Origin of the sequence: Egibacter rhizosphaerae (assembly GCF_004322855.1) — a bacterium.
Taxonomy (GTDB): domain Bacteria; phylum Actinomycetota; class Nitriliruptoria; order Euzebyales; family Egibacteraceae; genus Egibacter; species Egibacter rhizosphaerae.
This window is the reverse complement of sequence record NZ_CP036402.1, coordinates 3,195,972-3,213,189: the sequence shown is the minus strand read 5'-3', so window position 1 is coordinate 3,213,189 and position 17,218 is coordinate 3,195,972. Positions and strand designations below refer to the sequence as shown.

The following is a 17,218-nucleotide window of genomic DNA, read 5'->3' as shown; positions in this document are numbered from 1 at the left end:
CCCGGTCATTCCCCCGGCGGGGTGGCGCCGGCCGGGCGGCACGCGTCGACGTCGTAGACGAACTCGCCGCTGACGGTCACCGAGCCCGCGACCTCGTCGTCGTCCGGGGGCAGCGTGCCGTGGAACCGCCCCTCGAGCCGACGAGCGACCGTCGTGTCGAGGTCGTCCAGGTACCGAGACTCGTGGCGGGTCAGGTCGAGCTGCCCGGTGCCCGAGAACCGAGCGACATCGTTCCAATGGCTCATGGGCGGGGTCACCGTGCCGGTCTGGCCGGCAGGCATCAGCGCGCCCTCGGCCTGCACGTCGCCGAACTCGGTCACCGTCTCGGCCGAACTGAACGCGGCCCCGAGCTGGATCGTCGTGAGATCGCCGGCGTCGTCGCTGCGCACGAGGATCAGCGAGAGCAGGTCCTCGATGTCGTCGCTCGCGTCGTCGTAGACCCACGTCTCCGAGCCGCTGCCGGCGCCGCTCCACTCGACGGTGTACCAGCACCCCGCGACCGAGACGCCCTCGACGCGATGGCGGCTCTCGCCGCCGTCGGGCAGATCGACGACCGCCTCGAGATCCAGCGGCGCCGACGTGTCGACGCCGGCGGGCAGCTGCCAGGCGCCGTCGACCCGGTAGATCGCCGCGCCGTCAATGTCCCCCACGCGGGAGGCCTGTGCCGCGTCGAGTCGGTAGCTCGTCGGCGAGCGCTGCCCGTCGACCTCCAGGCGCACCGTGTAGTCGCTCCGCTCGCCCGGGTCGGGGAGCACGCCCTCGACCTCGACGGTGACCTCGAGCACGTCCTGGTCGTCACCGCCGAGCGTGAGCCCGTCGGTCGAGGCGAGCTCGGTGCCGTCGGACGCGAGCAGGGTCGCGACCTCGCGCAGGCGCAGATCCTCGCGGCCCTCGGCACGTCGCAGCTCGGCACCGTCGCGATCGACGGCCAGGCCCTCGTCGCGCAGGGTGTCGAGCGCCTCCTCGGTGGTGACCCCGCGCTCGGCGAGGTCGGTGTAGAAGCGGGTAGCCGCGTCGGCGGCATCCGCGCTGTCGACGGCCGCGTCCCACCCGAGGAAGACGGTGTCGCGCCCGGTCGTGAGCGCGCCCGCGAGGTCCGAGCCGGAGTAGGTCTCGCACGCGTTGATGAACACGATCTGCGGCCCCGTGTCGGGCATCGCGCGGAACGTGTCGGCCGAGAGCGCGCTGCCGGTCCGCCCGCCGCTCACCTCGATCACCTCGCCGGTGAAGACGTCGCGCTCGAGGTCGCCGATGTCGAGGCCGGTCGACACGCGCGTGTAGCAGTCGCCGTCGTCGCACGCGTAGCTGCCGTGCGTGTCGAGGTGCACGACGTCGTGATCGGGGATCGACTGGTAGTCGGCCGCGGTCACGCCCAGGCGCGCCTCGTTCGCCGACGTGTCGTAGACGTTCTCGTGGTAGGTGACCGACCCGTAGCCGCGGGTGCCGCCGAGCAGCGCCGCGACCTGCTCGCCCTCGCTCTGGTCGAAGTCCCAGGCGTAGGGGGAGAGCACGAGCGCCGACTTCTCGTCGGGATCGTCCCCGGCGACGCCGCGCGGCTCGGCCGGTAGGGTGCTCGCCGTGGTGGGCGCGTCGGGCTGGGTGGGCGCACTCGTCGCGGTGGCCGCGTCGGGCGGGCCCACCGGCTCGTCGGCCACGACCCAGGTCGGCCGGCCGCCCGCGAGGCGAAACATCAGCGACGCCTCCCCACTCGCGACGGCCTCCACGTCGGCTCGGTCGGCGAGCCAGTCCGCGACCTCCCCGAGCGCGTCGCCGTCCCGATGGCGCGCGTCGGCGTCGAGGGCGAGGTCGACACTGGCGTCGAGGATCGCGGGGTCGGCCTCGGCCCACGAGCACGGGTAGCCGGCCTGCTCGCAGGCGAGCGGCTCTGCCCCGGGCGCCGGCCCGCTCGCGTCGATGCCCGCGAGCTCGAGCGCGTCCGCGAACACCGCGTCGCTCACCACCGCGGGTCCGCCGAGCGCCTCCAGCGTGCCCGGCCGCTGCTCGGTCAGCCACGCGCCGGTCGCCGCGGGCACCTGCTCGTCGCCGAGCAGCAGCAGCGGCGCGCCCGCCGCACCCCCGTAGGGACCGCCCGCCAGCGCGTCGACGCCCAGGTTGCGGACCCCGTTCGCGACGAGCGCGTGATCGCCGTCCACCCCGCCGGTCTCGTCGACGAGGTAGCGCGCTACCTCAGCGGCGGTCTCGTACCGGTCGTCGCCCGCGAGCCGGCGCGGGGCGGCGTCGCCGGTCACCTCGGCGAGGCGGGCCTCGACCGACTCGCTCACGGCCGCCGGGCCGCCGAGGATCACCACCTCGCTGATGCCCAGCTCGTCGAGCGCGGCCTCGGTCGCGGCCGGCACCGTCGCGCCGACCAGCAGCACCGGGCTCGGGCCGGCGAACGCGAGCGGCCCGCCCGCCAGCGCGTCGGGGAAGTTCTCCCCGGTCGCGACGATCGCGGTGTCGCTCGCGGAGAACGTCGTGGCGATCTCCGCGGCGGTCTCGTAGCGGTCGGCTCCCGCGTGGCGCGCGGCCGTGTAGCCGCGCGCGTCGAGGTCGGTCGCGACCGCGGGGGCCACGGCCGCGTTCCCGCCGATCACGTGCACGGTTTCGACATCGAGCGTCGCGAGCGCCTCCGCGGTCGACGCGGGGAGCCGGTCGCGCATGGTGAGCAGGACCGGCGCGTCGAGACGGCCGGCGAGACCCGAGGCCGCGAGGGCGTCGGGGAAGTTCTCACCGGTCGCCACGACCGCCTCGTCAACCCCGTCGGGGAAGGCCGCCGACGCGATACGCGCGGCCGTCGCGTAGCGGTCGTCGCCCGAGAGCCGTCCGGCCCCGCGGGCGTCGAGCTCGAGCGCCGGAGCGGCCTCCGCGGTGGAGGCGGCCTCCAGGGTGCGAGCGTGCGGCTGCGCCTCGACCTCCTGCGCCTCGGCCGGCGCGAGGGGAATGAGCCCTACCGGGCCCTGCAGAAGGAGGCTCGCGCCAGCGGTGAGCACCACCAGCCAGCGGACCGTGCACGTGGATGACGCCGCGCGTTGGCCCATCTGCCACCCCTCCGCCTCGCTTTCCACCGAACGCGCTTACGTTACGCCTTCCCTTCAAGAGGCGGGAACTTGCCGCGATCCCGCGTGCTGTAGCCGCGGGGCGGCAGAAGTGCTGATCGCCTCCGGCGCCGGGCCCCCTCGGCTGCCCGTGAGCTCGTAGCCAGCTACGACGCCGCGCGTGCGTACCCGTCCTTGGACGCTCCGAGGGTGTCCCGGCGATGTCCCGCCAGACCGGATTCCGGCGCCTCGCGAACTCCCTGCCCCGGCCACGGTCGTTGCAGGCTCCTTACCCCGTCCGCAGCGATCTCGAGGGCGTTGGCGGTGCGTGGGATGGCGTGACGCATACTCGCCTTGCTGCTCTTGTCGCCCCGGAGTCGCGGAGCGATCATGGACGAAGCCAGCCGCCACCGACTGCGGACCCTGCTCGCCGCACAGCTCGGCGACGAGGCCGCCGACCACCTCATGCAACAACTCCCGCCCTACCAGTGGACCGATCTGGTCACCGTCGACGTGCTCCAACGCGAGCTCGGCGCGCTGCGCTCCGAACTCAAGGCCGGCCTCGCCCACCAACGCGACGACATCGCCGCGCTACGCAACGAGATCGCCAGCCTCCGAAGCGACCACGGCAACGAGATCGCCAGCCTCCGAAGCGACCACGGCAACGAGATCGCTAGCCTCCGCAACGAGATCGCCAGCCTCCGCACCGTGATCGCACGGCAGACGTGGATCATGACCACCGCCCTCGTCGCGGCGATCGCCGGGTCGTTCGCCGTCGCGACGACGCTCGGCTGAGTCCTCGTTCCCGCCATCGCGGTATTCCGGACTCCTCCACCGCTTCGCGGACGCCGCCGCGGGCCGGGTCTCTGACACACGTTCCCCGTCCAACGCTGCGGGTGGAGCGGCGATCGAGAGCGGAACGAGCGCCCAGTGCGAACCGGCTGGCGGAACGAGCGCCCAGTGCGAACCGGCTGACGGAACGAGCGCCCAGTGCGATCCGGCTGACCATCCATCACATCTCAGGCACCTGTGTCCGCACGGACACAAGAGAGTAATCCATGATCCACAAGAACAAGATCGAAGCCCGGGATCGCCCGAATGAGCCGTTATACTTATAACCGAACTGACGTTCCCAGGACGTGGAGGTGCCACGATGTCCCCGTCGGCCCGGGCCGCTGCGGCCGCCACTGGCGGTCGCGGGGTGGTGACGGCTGACGCCCGGGGTGGGAGCACAGGTGAAAGCCCGCCTGAAGGGCACGCCGCCGATGCTCCACCCGAGGGCTCGCGGTGGGGCGGTGAGGGACCACGGGGGGATGGCCGCCGTTCGGGGGACGGCACAGACGCAGGGCCGCACGCCGAGAGGCAGGGATCGGGGGACTTCTCGACGGGCGAGGCGACCCACGCGGCCCTGGAGCTGATCGACCAGGGCCTCGATGCACTGACCTCGTCGAGCTTCGACGAGCTGGACGATCCCGAGCTCGGCGACCTCATCCGCCGCGCTCGGGCCACTCGCGACCGGATCGACGCCGTGACTGCGGAGGCCGTGACGCTGCAGCGACGCCGGACGAGTTGGCGGCGCGACGGCGCGCGGTCACAGAAGGAGTGGCTCAGCGAGCACCTGGGCCTCTCCCGGGGGCAGGCGTCGGGGGTCCTCCGCGAGGCCGAGGGGCTCGCGAAGCTGCCGCGCACTCGCGCCGCGCTCGCCCGGGGGAGGTTGAGCGCCGGGCACGCGCTCGTGGCGACTCGCGCCGTGCGGGATCTCCCGGCCGAGGACCACGACGAGCTCGACCGGATGGTCGTCGGGGAGGCCGCGGCACCGGAGCCAGCGGTCGGCGACGGCACCGAATCCCCGGCGGATGAGGCGCCTGGTGGCGCGGACGATGGCGACGGCGTGGCAGACGGAAGCGGCGAGGGCGAGCCCGGCGACCAAGGCAGCGACGCTGACGACCACAGCGGCGACGCTGACGACAACAGCGGAGCTACGCGCAGGCACCACGGGGCCAGCGGCAACGGTTCGCCGCGGCCTCCGCTGGACCCGGAAGAGCTACGGAGCCGCCTCGACGACTACACCCACGCGAAGCGCGGCGACGCGATGGCCGAGCGCGAACGGCGGGCGTGGGAGGCCCGACGCGTCAACGCCTCCCGCACCGCCGACGGCGCCCCCACACTGGACAACCGACTCGACTTTGTGGGTGGTGAGACGGTCATCACCGCGATCAACGCGCTCGCCGCGCCCAAGGGGGACGACGACGAGCGCACGCCCGAGCAGCGGAAGGCCGACGCACTGGTCGAGTTGGCCGAGCGGGCGCTGCAGTACGACCAGCTCCCCGAGGCCGGCGGGCAGCGCCCACAAGTGACGGTGGTCGTGCCGCTGTCGACACTGCTCGGGGAGGAGCACGCGCCCGCCGCGCACCTCGACCACCTGGGGTCGCTCTCGAGCGCGACCGCGCGTCAGATCGCCTGCGATGCCGAGATCACCCGGGTCATCACCGGTCCTAACAGCGCGCCGCTCGATGTCGGACGGAGCAGCCGGAGCGCGACACGGCCGCAGCGCCGCGCGCTGGCGGTGCGTGACGGCGGATGCGTCGGTTGCCATGCTCCGGCCAGCTGGTGCGAAGCACACCACTTGCGCCATTGGGCGGACCGAGGCTCGACCGACCTCGCGAATCTCTGCCTGCTCTGCCGCTTATGCCACACCCACGTGCACCAGGGCACCCGGGTCCTCGTCGGCAACGCCACCGAAGGCTTCCGCCTTGAGCATCCATCACCGGAGGCCACCCGCCGGCGCGCCGGGAGCCCACCCGACCCCGAGGGGACAGGGCGCCACCGCAAGGCTCGCGATCCCGGGCAAGCACCCTCTGGTCCGCACGGTACGGGTCATCGCACGAGCGACGCCGGCGTCGGTCGCCGCGGGGCGGAGGCTGGCCATGACGCCACCTCCGACAGCGACGGCCCCGACGCCGAGGGAGCCCGCAACGCCGGTCGCGGCGCGGGCGATTCCGAGGAAGACCGTAGGGCCGCCCCCAAGGTGGGCGATCCCGAGCCGGAGGATCGTGCCAGCCGCGGGGAGAGCGACCCCGGACCCGAGGACGAGGCCGCGCGCCAGCCGAGACGTGTGTCAACTGCCAGTGAATCCCCGCCGACCTATGACCGCGGACCGACCTTCGACTCCGCGTCGACCTATGACCCCGGGCCGGCCCGTGACCCTGAACTCGGGGCCAACCCGCGGCGACGCGCTGGATTCGAGCCGGTGGTCAACCCGCCGAGACGCGCTGGACTCAAGCCGGAGGCCGACCCGCCGTCCGGGGCGGCATCCCACGTGAGATCCGGGAACGAACCGAGTCCCGAGGATTCGTGGAGGGTTACGCCTTCCTGGACGCGGTGGGCGTCGCGGACCCAGTGGGCGTCGGTGCGCAGCCATCGGGGCCGCAGGCCTCCCCGTCCTGGCCGTCCTGCTCCGTCGAGCCGACCAGGGTGAGCGGATTATGTGCCTCCCAACCGCGCTCCAACAACTGCAAGAGGGTGTCCGCGGGCTGCGCTCCCGACGCACCCATGGCTCGGTCGACGACGAAGAACGGCACGCCGGCGATCCCCAGGCTGCGGGCGGTCGACTCGTCGGCCCGGACCTCCGTGGCGTACGCGTCGCCGGCGAGCACGTCACGGACCTCGGCCTCCCCCAGGCCGGCATCGACCGCCAGGGTCGCGAGCGTGCCCGGATCGCCGACCGGCTGGCCCTCGGTCAGGTAGCCGACCATGAACCGTGTCTTCACGGCGTCCTGCAATCCACGGTCGGCGGCCAGGTGCAGCAGGCGGTGCGCGTCGAAGGTGTTGCCGGGCCGTGCCCGATCGAGGTGGAAATCCAGCCCCTCCTTCGCCGCCTCACCGGCCATGCGATCGACGAAGGCCTGCGCTTGCGTCCGGTCAGTCCCGTACTTCGCCGCGAGATGGTCGAGCAGCGGCTCCGGACGCTCGGTCGGAGCGGAGGGATCAAGCTCGAAGCTGCGCCACCGGACCTCGACCGCGTCGCGGTGCGGGAAGCGGGCCAGGGCTTGCTCGAACCGGCGCTTGCCGATCGCGCACCAGGGACACACGACATCGGACCAGATCTCGACCTGCACGTGACCTCCTCGGTTACCGTCGGGAACAACGCACCGCCCAAGGCTGTTCATTCCATGCGCGTCCGAAGACCCGTCGGCACACGAGCCGACCGATCGGGACACAAGCACGACATTCCGATAGGACACTATCCAACCACCCAACGTTCGGCGTACGCTGCTCTCGCACCACGCTGGGGGGCGGGGGTCTGGTGCCCGGTGCGCCGGACCGGCGCGGGAGTTCGAGGAGCCTGCGCCGGTGCGGCCCCCGGGAGGCGGGAGTGAGCATGGAACTGGTGTTCGTGTTGTTCGGCACGGCAGGGGCTGTCTGCGCAGGGACGGCGGTCGCCACGCGCCTTCAGCGTTTCGATCTGGCGGGCCGGTTGCTGGTCGCCGCGCTGGTCACCGTCGCCTGGTGGAGCCTGACGACGGTGGGGGTTCTCGCGGCGGGTGACCTCGAGCCGACCCTGTGGTGGGTCCAAGTGCCGTACGTCGCGATCGCGGCGCTGCCCGCGCTGCTGTTGCTGTTCACGTGGGCGTTCGCCCGGGTAACGCGCGCATTGCGTTGGTTCGTGATCGCGCTGCTGTCCCTCCCCGCAGCGGTGACCGTCACCGCGGCGTGGACGAGCCCACGGCACGGACTCCTGATCGGGTTCGCCGTATCGGCGCTACTCCTGGCCTGGGCGGCCCTGCGGATCCCCCGCGGGTCCGCGCCGATCACCCGGACCCAACTCCTGGATCGGATGCGCGACCCGGTGGTCGTGACCGACGAGCGTGGGCGAGTCGCCGAAGGCAACGATTCGGCGAACGCGGTCCTGGGCTGCCCCCGGCGCGAGGCGGAGGGCCGGCCCGCGGCCGAGGTCCTCCCGGGGTGGGAGCACCTCCGTCGCGTCCCCGACGGCACTCGCGTCACCCTCAGCCCGCCCGAGGCCGCAGGCCGCGTGTACGAGGTCGACGTCAACCGGATCGTGCCCGATTCGGACGACGACGCCCGGCTCCTGCTGTTCCGCGACGTGACGGACCAAGTACAGCTGCACGCGGAGCTCGAGCGGCTCGCGGTCACCGACCCGCTGACCGGGCTCGCCAACCGTCGCGAGTTCCTGAACCGCCTCGCCACCGCGTTGCGTCGGGCCGACCGGGCCGCGGACCTGGTCGGCCTGATCTACCTGGACCTCGACGACTTCAAGAACATCAACGACACGTTCGGCCACAGCATCGGCGACCGTCTACTGGAGGAGGTCGCGCGCACGCTCACCGGCGAGCTGCGCGCGGTCGACACCGTCGGGCGTCTCGGGGGCGACGAGTTCGCGGTCGTGGTCGACCGGCCCACCGACGTCGCGGACGCCACCCACACCGCACGGCGGCTCGCGGACGCGATCCCGAGGGCCCTCACCGAGGCCGGGTTGCCGCCGGTCGCCGCGAGCATCGGGGTCGCGGTGACCGGGGCGGACCTGTCAGCCTCGGAGATCATCGCCCACGCCGACCGGCTGATGTACGCCGCCAAACAGCGCGAGGCCGGCACGGTCGAGAGCACCGCGGTCGCCTTGGACTCGGATGCGGAGCTCGGCGTTGACGTCGCGAACACCGGGGCCGCGCCAGGGATCGGCTTCTCGCCGGGCGTGAAGACGTAGCCTCATCTGCCTTCGACTCGGATGCGGAGCTCGGCGTTGACGTCGCGAACACCGGGGCCGCGCCAGGGATCGGCTTCTCGCCGGGCGTGAAGACGTAGCCTCATCGGACCGGACGCAACCCGAACGTCCGAGAAGGTCCGAGAAGGTCCGAGAAGGACGACCATCGACGCACGAGGAAAGCGCAGCCAGCGCCACGCGGCCCAGGGCCACAGCCACCCGAGCCTGGTCGGGGGTAGGGTTCGCTCCTGTTCCCCGCACGAGGAGCCACCCGGATGCACGACGGACTCGCAGGCGTCCACGTCGCAGCATTGACCCCGTTCGCCCGCGACCGCGACCGGTCGGTCGCCACCGACGCGTACCTGGCGCACCTGCGGTGGCTCGCCTCGCACGGGGTCGACGGGATCGTCTGCTTCGGCACCAACGGCGAAGGCCCCTCCCTGTCGGTGGACGAGAAGGCGAGGCTGTTCGAGCGGCTACACGACGAAGAGTGGCCGGTCACGCTCATCCCGACCGTCGGCGAGGTGAGCCTCACCGCGGCCCTCGAACTCATCCGGCACTACAACGAGTTCCCCTCGCCGGCGGTGATGGTCAGCCCACCCCACTACTTCAAGCAGATCGAACCGGGAGGTCTGCGCGACTACTACGAGCGGGTGCTCGCCGAGAGCGCCCACCCGGTCATCGCCTACCACATCCCGTCGCATGCGATCGCCGTGCCGCCCGAGGTGATCGGGGACCTGCCGCTGTGGGGCGTCAAGGACTCCGGTGGCGACCTCGCCTACGCCGAGGACGTGTTGCAGCGAGGGCGCGGCGTCCTCCTCGGCGCCGAGCCACTCGCGTGGGACGGGCTGCGCAAGGGGGCGACCGGGCTGATCTCGGGTCTCGCGAACGCGGTGCCCGACCGGGTCGTCGCCCTCGCCGGAGCAGTCGCCGAGGGCGACGAGGCCACCGCGAAAGCCCTGCAGGTCCACCTCGCTGAGTTCCGCAGCATCGTCTCGAGAAACGGGGGGCCGGCGGCGCTGAAGCGGCTCGCCGAGCACCGGCACGGGCATTCGATGGGGACGCTCCGCCCGCCGCTGGTGGACGCGCCCGCGGACCTCGACCCCGAGGCAGCGCTCGCCGTCGCCGCGGCCGTCAGCCCCGCTTGACCGCGCCGTCGGCGAGCGCGTCCGCGGCCTCCCCCAGGCGCAGCCCCACCACGTCGAGGCGGCGCAGCAGCTCACGGCGCTTCATCACTTCGGGCGACAGGGTCTCGACCTCCAGCAGCACCGCCATGCGCTCCTGGTAGCGGCGGCGCACCTGGTTGCTCGCCTTCGAGGCGGCCAGCGCGCTGCGCACGAGCTGAGGGCGATCGGTGAGCGCCGCGACAGCGTTGCCGAGTTCAGCGAGGGAGGCGTCGACCGCGTCGAGGATCAGCACGAAGTCGACATCGTGGATGCCGAACAGCGCCAGCTCGCGGACGAAGTCCTGCAGGTTGTCGAGCACCTCGTCGATCGAGCGGGACACGCGGAACAGGTCCTCGCGGTCGAACGGGGTCATGAGGGCACTGGACAGCACCGCCACCAGCGCGGCGCGTTCGTCGTCGCCCCCGTGCTCGAGGTGGCCCATGCGCTCGTCGAGCTCGACGCTGTCGCTGTACCCGACGGCGGCGCTCCGCGCGACCATCACGCCCTGGCGGGTGAGGTCGACCTGGCGCACGAGCCGCGCGACGAGTTCCTTCTCGACCGAGCCGGTGAGCTCGCGCGCCACCCGCGGCACTCGGGGGCGCGCTAGCGCAACACGAGCCCGCCAGCCGCGGCGAGCGCGAACGCGAGCGGGAACGTCACGACCCACGCGACGAGGATTTGTCCGGCCACGTTCCATCGCACTCTCCGATATCCCTCGCTGACGCCCGTTCCGACGAGTCCGCCCGAGATCGCCTGTGTCATGCTCACCGGCGCCCCGAGCGCCGCGCTGCCGAGCACCGCCGCGGCCGCCGACAGCTCGCCGATCACCGCGTTCGGCGGCCGGATCGGGATGACGCCCCCGACGATCCGCGAGAAGCGCCGCAAGCCCAGCAACGTACCCAGGCCGAACGCGAGCGCGGCGCCGATCAGCATCCACGGGTTGCGTGGCACCGGATCGACGGCGAACCCGGCCGCAACGGCCGCCACCGCGAGCATCTTCTGTCCGTCATTGGCACCGTACGCGACGGCCTGCAGGCCGAAGGCGACGCGGTGGGCCCTGGCGACGAACCGGGTCGTGTCGCCGTTCAGGCGCACGTGGAGCGCACCCTGCGACAGCACGTAGGCGAGCAGCGCCCCCACGAGCGGCGCCGCCGCCGCCGCGAGGAGCACGGCCCCCACGACCCCGTAGTCGACCGGCAGCCCCGCGCCCAGGCCCACTCCCGCGATGCCGCCGATGAGGGCCAGCGTGAGGCTCGTCGGCAGGCCGCTGCGAGCCAGCCCCATCGTCACGATCACCGCGCCGGCGACGCCGATCAACAGCCCCTGCTGACCCAACGGCCCCTCGAACGCGACGAGGCGGCCGGCCAGCGTGCTCGCCACCTGCGTGCCGAGCAGCGCCGGCACGAGCCCGACCATGATCGCCAGCAGCACGAGCGCGATCACCAGCCGCAGCCCCACGACCTTCAGCCCGAGGGTGAGCAGCGTCCCCCCGTCGTTCACCCCGTTCAGCACCGCGAACACGGCCGCGACGAGCAGGAACCACACGTTCGGGTCGGTGACCGCGAGCGTCAGCACCGCAGCCCCCGTGCACGGCACCGTCCGCCTCGGTGGCGCACGTTCATCGAGGTCTCGTTCCTTCGGGCGGTCGGGCCGCGTGGGCGTCGGGCGCGGGTGAGGTGGGGGTCGGGGAGGCCGACCGCGCTCCCGACCGCTGCCGGGCTCCCCGTGCAAGCACGCGGGGCACCGGAGGCTGACCGGGAGGTGATCGGGCCTCTGCGGGCCAAGGACCGGTCCGCTCGGTCAGCCGGGCGGGCGCCGGGCGTTGGGGCGCCGGCTCCCGGGCGACTCGGCGCCGGGCTCCCGGGTGACCGAGTGCCGGACGACTGCCCGACCGGGCGACCAGCCGACCCGGGCGACAGTCGACCCGACCTCGGGCAACCAGCCGCCCGAGTGCCGGACGACGCCCCGACCGAGCGACCAGCCGACCCGACCTCGGGCGACCAGGCGACCGGCGCACTGCCTCCGGCCACCCTGCGGCCACCGTCCATTCACCTTTGGTTTACCTTCGGCGCACCGTACCGCAAGGACCCCCTTCGAAACCAACGCGATGGGCGTGGCCAGAGGTGTCGCGCTCCGGGGTTCGGCGTAGGCTCGCGGCGATCGGTTCCGCCACCACCGTCCGCCACCACCGACCGGGCAGGCTCCCGTCATGAAGATTGCCACCACCGACCACGTCGACCGTGCCGCACTCGAGGATTTCATCCGACCGCGACACCGAGGCGTGCTGCAGACGTTTCGATCGGACGGCCGCCCGCAACTGTCGCCGGTGACCATGGGGCTCGACACCACTGGCCGGGTGCTCGTCTCGACCTACCCTCAACGCGCCAAGGCCCGGAACCTGCGCCGCGACCCGCGCGCGGCGATGTGCGTGCTGTCCGAGGAGTTCGACGGCCCCTGGGTGCAGGTCGAGGGCACTGCCGAGGTACTCGACCTGCCCGACGCGATGGAGCCGCTGGTCGAGTACTTCCGCGTGATCAGCGGCGAGCACCCCGACTGGGACGAGTACCGGGACGCGATGCGGCGCCAGGGCAAGTGCATCGTGCGACTCGGGATCGAGTCCTGGGGCCCGATCGCCACCGGGGGCTTCCCGCCCGACGTCGTCGACGACACTGGCTGAGTCACCGCGCGACCGCTCCCTCCGGAGGTCCAGCGGACCCCAGGGGTCCAGCGGGCCCCATGGGCCCAGCAGGCCCCAGCGGTCTCCGGGGGTCCGGCGGACTCCGGGGATCCAGCGGGCGCCGGGGTCCGCCGGGCTCCGGCGGTCCGGCGGGCCAGCCATCCATGGGCCACGGCCAACCGCACGCCCAGCCCCGACCGGACGGACAAGGCGGACACTCAGCGTCACCCGCCGACCAATGTATGGTACCTGCAATTATGTCGCGCTCATCTCACCCTCCGGCGTCGCTACCCGAACGTCTGGACGCAGTACTGACGGGGTTGCGCCGCTTCTGGCAGCGCCCGGCGGCGCGTGCGCACTTCGACGCGCGCCTCGACCGCGGCCTGGAACCCCGGGACTACCGCACCCTGCGGGTCATCGGCGAGCGGGGAGGCTGCTCGGTGAGCGCCGTCGCACGGGACCTCGTCCTCGATCAGTCGACCGCGAGCCGGCTGGTGGACCGCGTCGTCAACCGGGGATACGTGGCGCGCAACGTCGACGACGAGGACCGCAGGCGGAGCACGCTGCAGCTCACTGAGCAGGGTGAGGCCGCGCTCGCCCAACTCGTGGACGCGCGGCGCTCGCTGCTGCGCCAGCTGATCGCCGATTGGCCGGAGGAGGACGTGACGCGCCTCGTGGAGCTGCTGGAGCGCCTCGATGACGCGAGCCGTTCCGCCGAGCCACACCAGGCACAGACCTCCAAGCCACACACGCCCGAGGCACACGCCCCCGAGGCACACGCCCCCGAGGCACACACGCCCGGGGCGCACACGCCCGAGGCACAGACCTCCGAGGAGGCCTCGCATGGCCTCCGCTGAACCCCCCGAACACGGCCCCGCGACCACGGCGGGCGGGCGGAGCCCGTGGGTCGTGATGGGCGCCGTCCTGCTCGGCACCTACCTCGTCGTCATCAACACGACGGTGCTGGGGGTCGCCCTCCCCCACATCGACCGTGAGCTCGGGGGGACCGCGCCGATCGACGTCGACTGGGTCGTGACCACCTACCTACTCGCCGTGGTCCTCGTGCAGCCGGCCACGGGGTGGCTGGGCGACCGCTTCGGCCGGCGGTCCGTGTACCTCGTCGCGCTCCTGATGTTCGGGGTCGGCTCGATCGTCGGCGCGCTCGCGCCCACCATGCCGTTGCTGCTCGGCGGGCGGGTGCTCCAGGGCCTCGGGGGCGGCGCCCTGATGCCCATTGGCATGGCGATCGTCTACGGGCTGTTCCCCGCCCACAAACGGGGGCAAGCGCTCGGCATCTGGGGCATGGCGCTCATGGCCGCGCCCACGCTCGGGCCGCCGTTCGGTGGCTGGATGGTCACCGCGGCCTCCTGGCGCTGGGTGTTCGCCGCGCTGGTCGTCATCAGCGCCATCGGCCTGCTCGTCGCGTGGCGAGTGCTCCCGACCGCAACCCGGACCGATCCTCGACCGCTCGACATCGGCGGCTGGGTGCTCGCGGGTCTCGCGATGCCGGCCATCGTCCTGCTCGCTCGCAACGCCCAGTCCTGGGGGTTCGCGTCGGTCGAGACGTTCGCCCTCGCCGCCCTCTGCGTCGTGCTGCTCGCCGTGCTCGTCGGGCGGTCGCTGCGCCGCGCCAACCCGCTGATCGAACTGCGCGCCTACACCGTGCCCACCTTCGCCGCCGGGTCCGTCGTCCTGATCCTCGTGACCATGACCCAGTTCGCGACGATCAACTACCTGCCGGTGGAGTTGCAGGTCGTCCGCGGCCTCTCCGCGCAGACGGTCGGGCTGTTGATCGTCCCGAACGCGCTGGCCGCCGCGGCGATGATGCCCCTGGCGGGCCGTCTCGCGGACCGGGTCGGGTCGCGCTTGCCCGTGTCGGTCGGGCACGCGCTCGGCGGGGCCTCCCTCGTCGGCCTCGGACTCCTGAGTCCGGAGACGCCCATCGAGATCGTCGTGGCGCTGATGGCGGTGATGGGCATGAGCAACGGCCTCTCGCTGATGCCGACCACTGTGGCGGCGATGAACTCGCTGCCAGAGCGGTTCACCGGGCAGGCCTCCGCGCTGCTGTCGCTGACCCGCCAGTTGGCGGGCGCGATCGGCGTCGCCGTCTTCGCTGGCGTGCTCGTGGCCGCGCTGGGGTCGGTCGCGCCCGCCGGCGTCGACACGGCCGAGGCGGCCGCCGACGCGCAGTCCGGCTACAACCTGGTGTTCCTGATCGCGGCCGGCCTGCGGCTGGCCGCGAGTGTGGTCTCGCTCGCCCTGCCCGGGCGGCGCCGAATGGCGGAGCTGCAGAACGCCCGCGCGGCCGAGGCGTCATAAGCCAGGGGCGGAGCCGAGGCCGAGCGGGGGCCGTGGCAGGGCGACCCGGGGCCGTGGCAGGGCGACCCGAGGCCGTGGCAGGGCGAGCCGAGGCCGTTGCCGGGGCCGTGGCAGGGGCCGTGGCAGGGCGACCACCACGTGTGGCCTGCACTCACTTCCGGCTGCACGAAAAGGTCAACGTCGAACCAGCGCGGAATCTTGCACCAGCGCGAATAGGTCGGTCCGGCGCAATCGCCGTCCGGACGCTGCGCAACGACAGAACCACGCTGCGCGGTGACAGCGTGCGCTGGACGGCCACCACTGCTGCACCAGACCGCACAGGTCAATCCCGCGCAGGATCTCGCACCAGAACGAACACGTCGATCCAACGCAACGCCTCCGACCCGACACCGCGAGGCGGCCGCACGCCGCGCGCCGGCCGCGAGGCGGCACGAGCGGGCCGATCAGTCCGGGGTGCGCACCCGGTCCTTGCCGAGCCGCTTGGCGTCGTAGAGCGCCCGGTCAGCAGCCCCGAGCAGATCCGGGACCGAAGCGACACGGTCGAGGCTCGCCACGCCGGCGCTCACCGTGATCTCCAGGCCCGCGTCCACCTCGTCCCACTCGTGGTTCTTGATCCGATCGCGCAGCCCCTCGGCGATCGAGCGGGCCGCGGCGAGCTCGCAGCCGGGCAACAGCACGACGAACTCCTCGCCCCCGTAACGCGCGCAAAGGTCGGTGGGGCGCGTCCACTCGCGCAGGATCGATCCCACCGCGCGGAGGACCTCGTCGCCGACCGCGTGCGAGTGCTCGTCGTTCACGCGCTTGAAGTCGTCGAGGTCGAACAGCACCGCGGCGAGGTCCTCGCCCTCGGCGCGGGCGCGCTCTGCGAGCTCGGCGAGGCGTCGATCGAGCTCGCGGCGGTTGGCGAGGCCCGTCAGTGGGTCCGTGGCGCTGTCACGCTGCAGCCGGTCGAGCTGGAAGTGCACCTGGAGCGTGCGCAGCCGCAGGTCGGAGGTCTCGTCGAAGATCGCGCGCTCCAGGTCCCGCAGCCGGCGGTGCCAGGACAGCGCTTCGGACGGTCGGCCGGCCAGCTCGTGAGCGTCGGCCAGCGCCTCGGCGGCCCGCGCGGCCTCCTCCCTCAGCCCCCGCTCGTTCGCCTCGCCGAACGCGCGCTCCAACAGCGCGATCCCCGCGTCGAGCTCCCCCCGCTCGACGCGCAAAGAGCCGAGCCGCGCCCGCGCCTCGCACGCCCCGTGCACGTGGCCGGTCGCGTCGTAGACGTCGATCGCCACCAGCAGGTACGCGAGGCCGTCCTCCTGCCCTCCCAACTCGATGAGGGCCACCGCGGTGTTGTGCAGGCTCATCGCGAGGCCTCGGAACTCGCCGGTCTTCTCCCAGCCCGCGCAGGCCGCGGCGAGATGCTCGAGCGCAGCGTCGTGGTGGCCGCGGGCGGTCGCGACCTTGGCGAGGTTGTTCCGCATCCCGGCGAGCCCGACGGCGTCGCCGAGCTCCTTACGCAGGTCCAGGCTGCGCTCGTAGGCGCGCTCGGCCTCGTCCAGCTCGCCGTGGTGGAAAAACGTCATGCCGAGCTTCGCGAGGGCCTGCGCCTGACCCTCGACGTGCTGTTCGCGTTCGTGCAGGTCGAGCGCCTCGAGCAGCCGCTCGACCGCGGTCGCGTGCTCGCCGAGGTAGCTGTCGATCGCACCGGCCTCCTCGAGCGCGATCGCGCGGTCGCTGTCGGGGCCGCTGTCGAGACGCGAGAGGGCCTCCCGCAGGGCCCGCAACGCCGAGGGGTAGTCGCCCCGGATGCGCTGGATCGCCCCGACGAGCGCGAGCGCGCGCCCGACGCGGGACTCGTCGCCGGCCGCCGCAGCCTCGTCGCGCAACGCCTCCGCGGCCGCGAGCGCCTCCCCTGGATCGCTGACCCGTTGCTCCCACGCTTGAGCGACGCGCGTGTCCCACTCGGCGAGCCGCTGCGGGCTCCAGGTGAGCGGCACATCGTGCAGGCTCGCGGAGCCTCTCGGTGGCCTTCCGGCGCCGCCGGCTGCTTCCGGCGTCGTGGCGGCGCTCGCGCCCTCGTTCTCGCCCTGCGGCCTGCCCCCCGTGACCGGGAACGCCTGGGCCGCGCGCGGACGGGACGCCGCACCGCCGCGTTCCTCGGTCACATCCCACCCCCTGCCGGGCGCTCCCTCGCGGACGGCCCACGCGAGGTCGTCAGCCTTCGCTGGAAGCGCCTCACCCCGCATTGTGACACAGGAACAACCCTGCGTAACCAGCCCCTGTGATGCGACGACCCCGGAAGCCCCCGATTGTAGCAACG

At 72.8% G+C, this 17,218-nt stretch carries 12 protein-coding genes; 7 read left to right on the top strand and 5 right to left on the bottom strand.

Going from position 1 to position 17,218, the window contains the following annotated elements; genetic code table 11:
* Window positions 1-5 precede the first annotated feature (5 nt).
* Window positions 6-3,038 (bottom strand): cell wall-binding repeat-containing protein, encoded by a 3,033-nt coding sequence (locus ER308_RS14895; protein ID WP_131155714.1) that lies wholly within the window; start codon window positions 3,036-3,038, stop codon window positions 6-8.
* Between the two features lie 387 nt (window positions 3,039-3,425).
* On the opposite strand from ER308_RS14895, the gene ER308_RS14890 reads away from it, so the two are divergent.
* Window positions 3,426-3,830: a CCDC90 family protein gene (locus tag ER308_RS14890; RefSeq protein ID WP_131155713.1), complete on the top strand. Its 405-nt coding sequence runs from the start codon at window positions 3,426-3,428 to the stop codon at window positions 3,828-3,830.
* Between the two features lie 358 nt (window positions 3,831-4,188).
* Window positions 4,189-6,513, top strand: a complete 2,325-nt coding sequence (locus ER308_RS14885; RefSeq protein WP_131155712.1) for a DUF222 domain-containing protein — start codon at window positions 4,189-4,191, stop codon at window positions 6,511-6,513.
* Here ER308_RS14885 and ER308_RS14880 read toward each other — a convergent pair.
* Window positions 6,398-7,153 carry a DsbA family oxidoreductase gene (locus tag ER308_RS14880; RefSeq protein ID WP_205745639.1) on the bottom strand — a complete coding sequence of 252 codons (756 nt, stop codon included), beginning with the start codon at window positions 7,151-7,153 and terminating at the stop codon, window positions 6,398-6,400. The two genes, ER308_RS14885 and ER308_RS14880, sit on opposite strands and share 116 nt — an antisense overlap.
* A 263-nt stretch (window positions 7,154-7,416) precedes the next feature.
* Here ER308_RS14880 and ER308_RS14875 point away from each other — a divergent pair, with 263 nt between their 5' ends.
* Window positions 7,417-8,760: a diguanylate cyclase gene (locus ER308_RS14875; protein ID WP_240732108.1), complete on the top strand. Its 1,344-nt coding sequence runs from the start codon at window positions 7,417-7,419 to the stop codon at window positions 8,758-8,760.
* Between the two features lie 272 nt (window positions 8,761-9,032).
* Window positions 9,033-9,905, top strand: a complete 873-nt coding sequence (locus ER308_RS14870; RefSeq protein ID WP_131155709.1) for a dihydrodipicolinate synthase family protein — start codon at window positions 9,033-9,035, stop codon at window positions 9,903-9,905.
* Here the strand turns inward: ER308_RS14870 and ER308_RS14865 are convergent.
* Together ER308_RS14865 and ER308_RS14860 are read right to left on the bottom strand one after the other, a co-directional pair.
* A complete protein-coding gene (locus ER308_RS14865; protein ID WP_165492124.1) occupies window positions 9,892-10,506 on the bottom strand; it encodes a DUF47 domain-containing protein in 615 nt (204 codons plus the stop codon). The genes ER308_RS14870 and ER308_RS14865 overlap by 14 nt on opposite strands.
* A 20-nt stretch (window positions 10,507-10,526) precedes the next feature.
* On the bottom strand, window positions 10,527-11,498 hold the full coding sequence (locus ER308_RS14860) for an inorganic phosphate transporter (protein WP_165492123.1): 972 nt from the start codon (window positions 11,496-11,498) through the stop codon (window positions 10,527-10,529).
* A gap of 634 nt (window positions 11,499-12,132) precedes the next feature.
* Between ER308_RS14860 and ER308_RS14855 the strand changes: the two genes are divergently transcribed.
* From ER308_RS14855 to ER308_RS14845, 3 genes are all read left to right on the top strand, one after another.
* The gene (locus ER308_RS14855; protein ID WP_131155706.1) at window positions 12,133-12,600 is read left to right on the top strand and encodes a PPOX class F420-dependent oxidoreductase; all 468 of its coding nucleotides are present in this window, start codon (window positions 12,133-12,135) and stop codon (window positions 12,598-12,600) included.
* Window positions 12,601-12,857: 257 nt separating this feature from the next.
* Window positions 12,858-13,457, top strand: a complete 600-nt coding sequence (locus tag ER308_RS14850) for a MarR family winged helix-turn-helix transcriptional regulator (RefSeq protein WP_165492122.1) — start codon at window positions 12,858-12,860, stop codon at window positions 13,455-13,457.
* Entirely contained in the window at window positions 13,444-14,919 is a 1,476-nt protein-coding gene (locus ER308_RS14845; protein ID WP_165492121.1) for an MDR family MFS transporter, read from the top strand. Before ER308_RS14850 ends, ER308_RS14845 begins: the two co-directional genes overlap by 14 nt.
* A gap of 443 nt (window positions 14,920-15,362) precedes the next feature.
* Here ER308_RS14845 and ER308_RS14835 read toward each other — a convergent pair whose 3' ends face one another.
* Window positions 15,363-17,063 (bottom strand): diguanylate cyclase, encoded by a 1,701-nt coding sequence (locus ER308_RS14835; RefSeq protein ID WP_131155703.1) that lies wholly within the window; start codon window positions 17,061-17,063, stop codon window positions 15,363-15,365.
* Between the last annotated feature and the right edge of the window lie 155 nt (window positions 17,064-17,218).

Coding starts and splice junctions, on each gene's coding strand:
- ER308_RS14895 (WP_131155714.1), bottom strand. CDS start 3,038: ATGGGCCAACGCGCGGCGTCATCCACGTGCACGGTCCGCTGGCTGGTG.
- ER308_RS14890 (WP_131155713.1), top strand. CDS start 3,426: ATGGACGAAGCCAGCCGCCACCGACTGCGGACCCTGCTCGCCGCACAG.
- ER308_RS14885 (WP_131155712.1), top strand. CDS start 4,189: ATGTCCCCGTCGGCCCGGGCCGCTGCGGCCGCCACTGGCGGTCGCGGG.
- ER308_RS14875 (WP_240732108.1), top strand. CDS start 7,417: ATGGAACTGGTGTTCGTGTTGTTCGGCACGGCAGGGGCTGTCTGCGCA.
- ER308_RS14870 (WP_131155709.1), top strand. CDS start 9,033: ATGCACGACGGACTCGCAGGCGTCCACGTCGCAGCATTGACCCCGTTC.
- ER308_RS14855 (WP_131155706.1), top strand. CDS start 12,133: ATGAAGATTGCCACCACCGACCACGTCGACCGTGCCGCACTCGAGGAT.
- ER308_RS14850 (WP_165492122.1), top strand. CDS start 12,858: ATGTCGCGCTCATCTCACCCTCCGGCGTCGCTACCCGAACGTCTGGAC.
- ER308_RS14845 (WP_165492121.1), top strand. CDS start 13,444: ATGGCCTCCGCTGAACCCCCCGAACACGGCCCCGCGACCACGGCGGGC.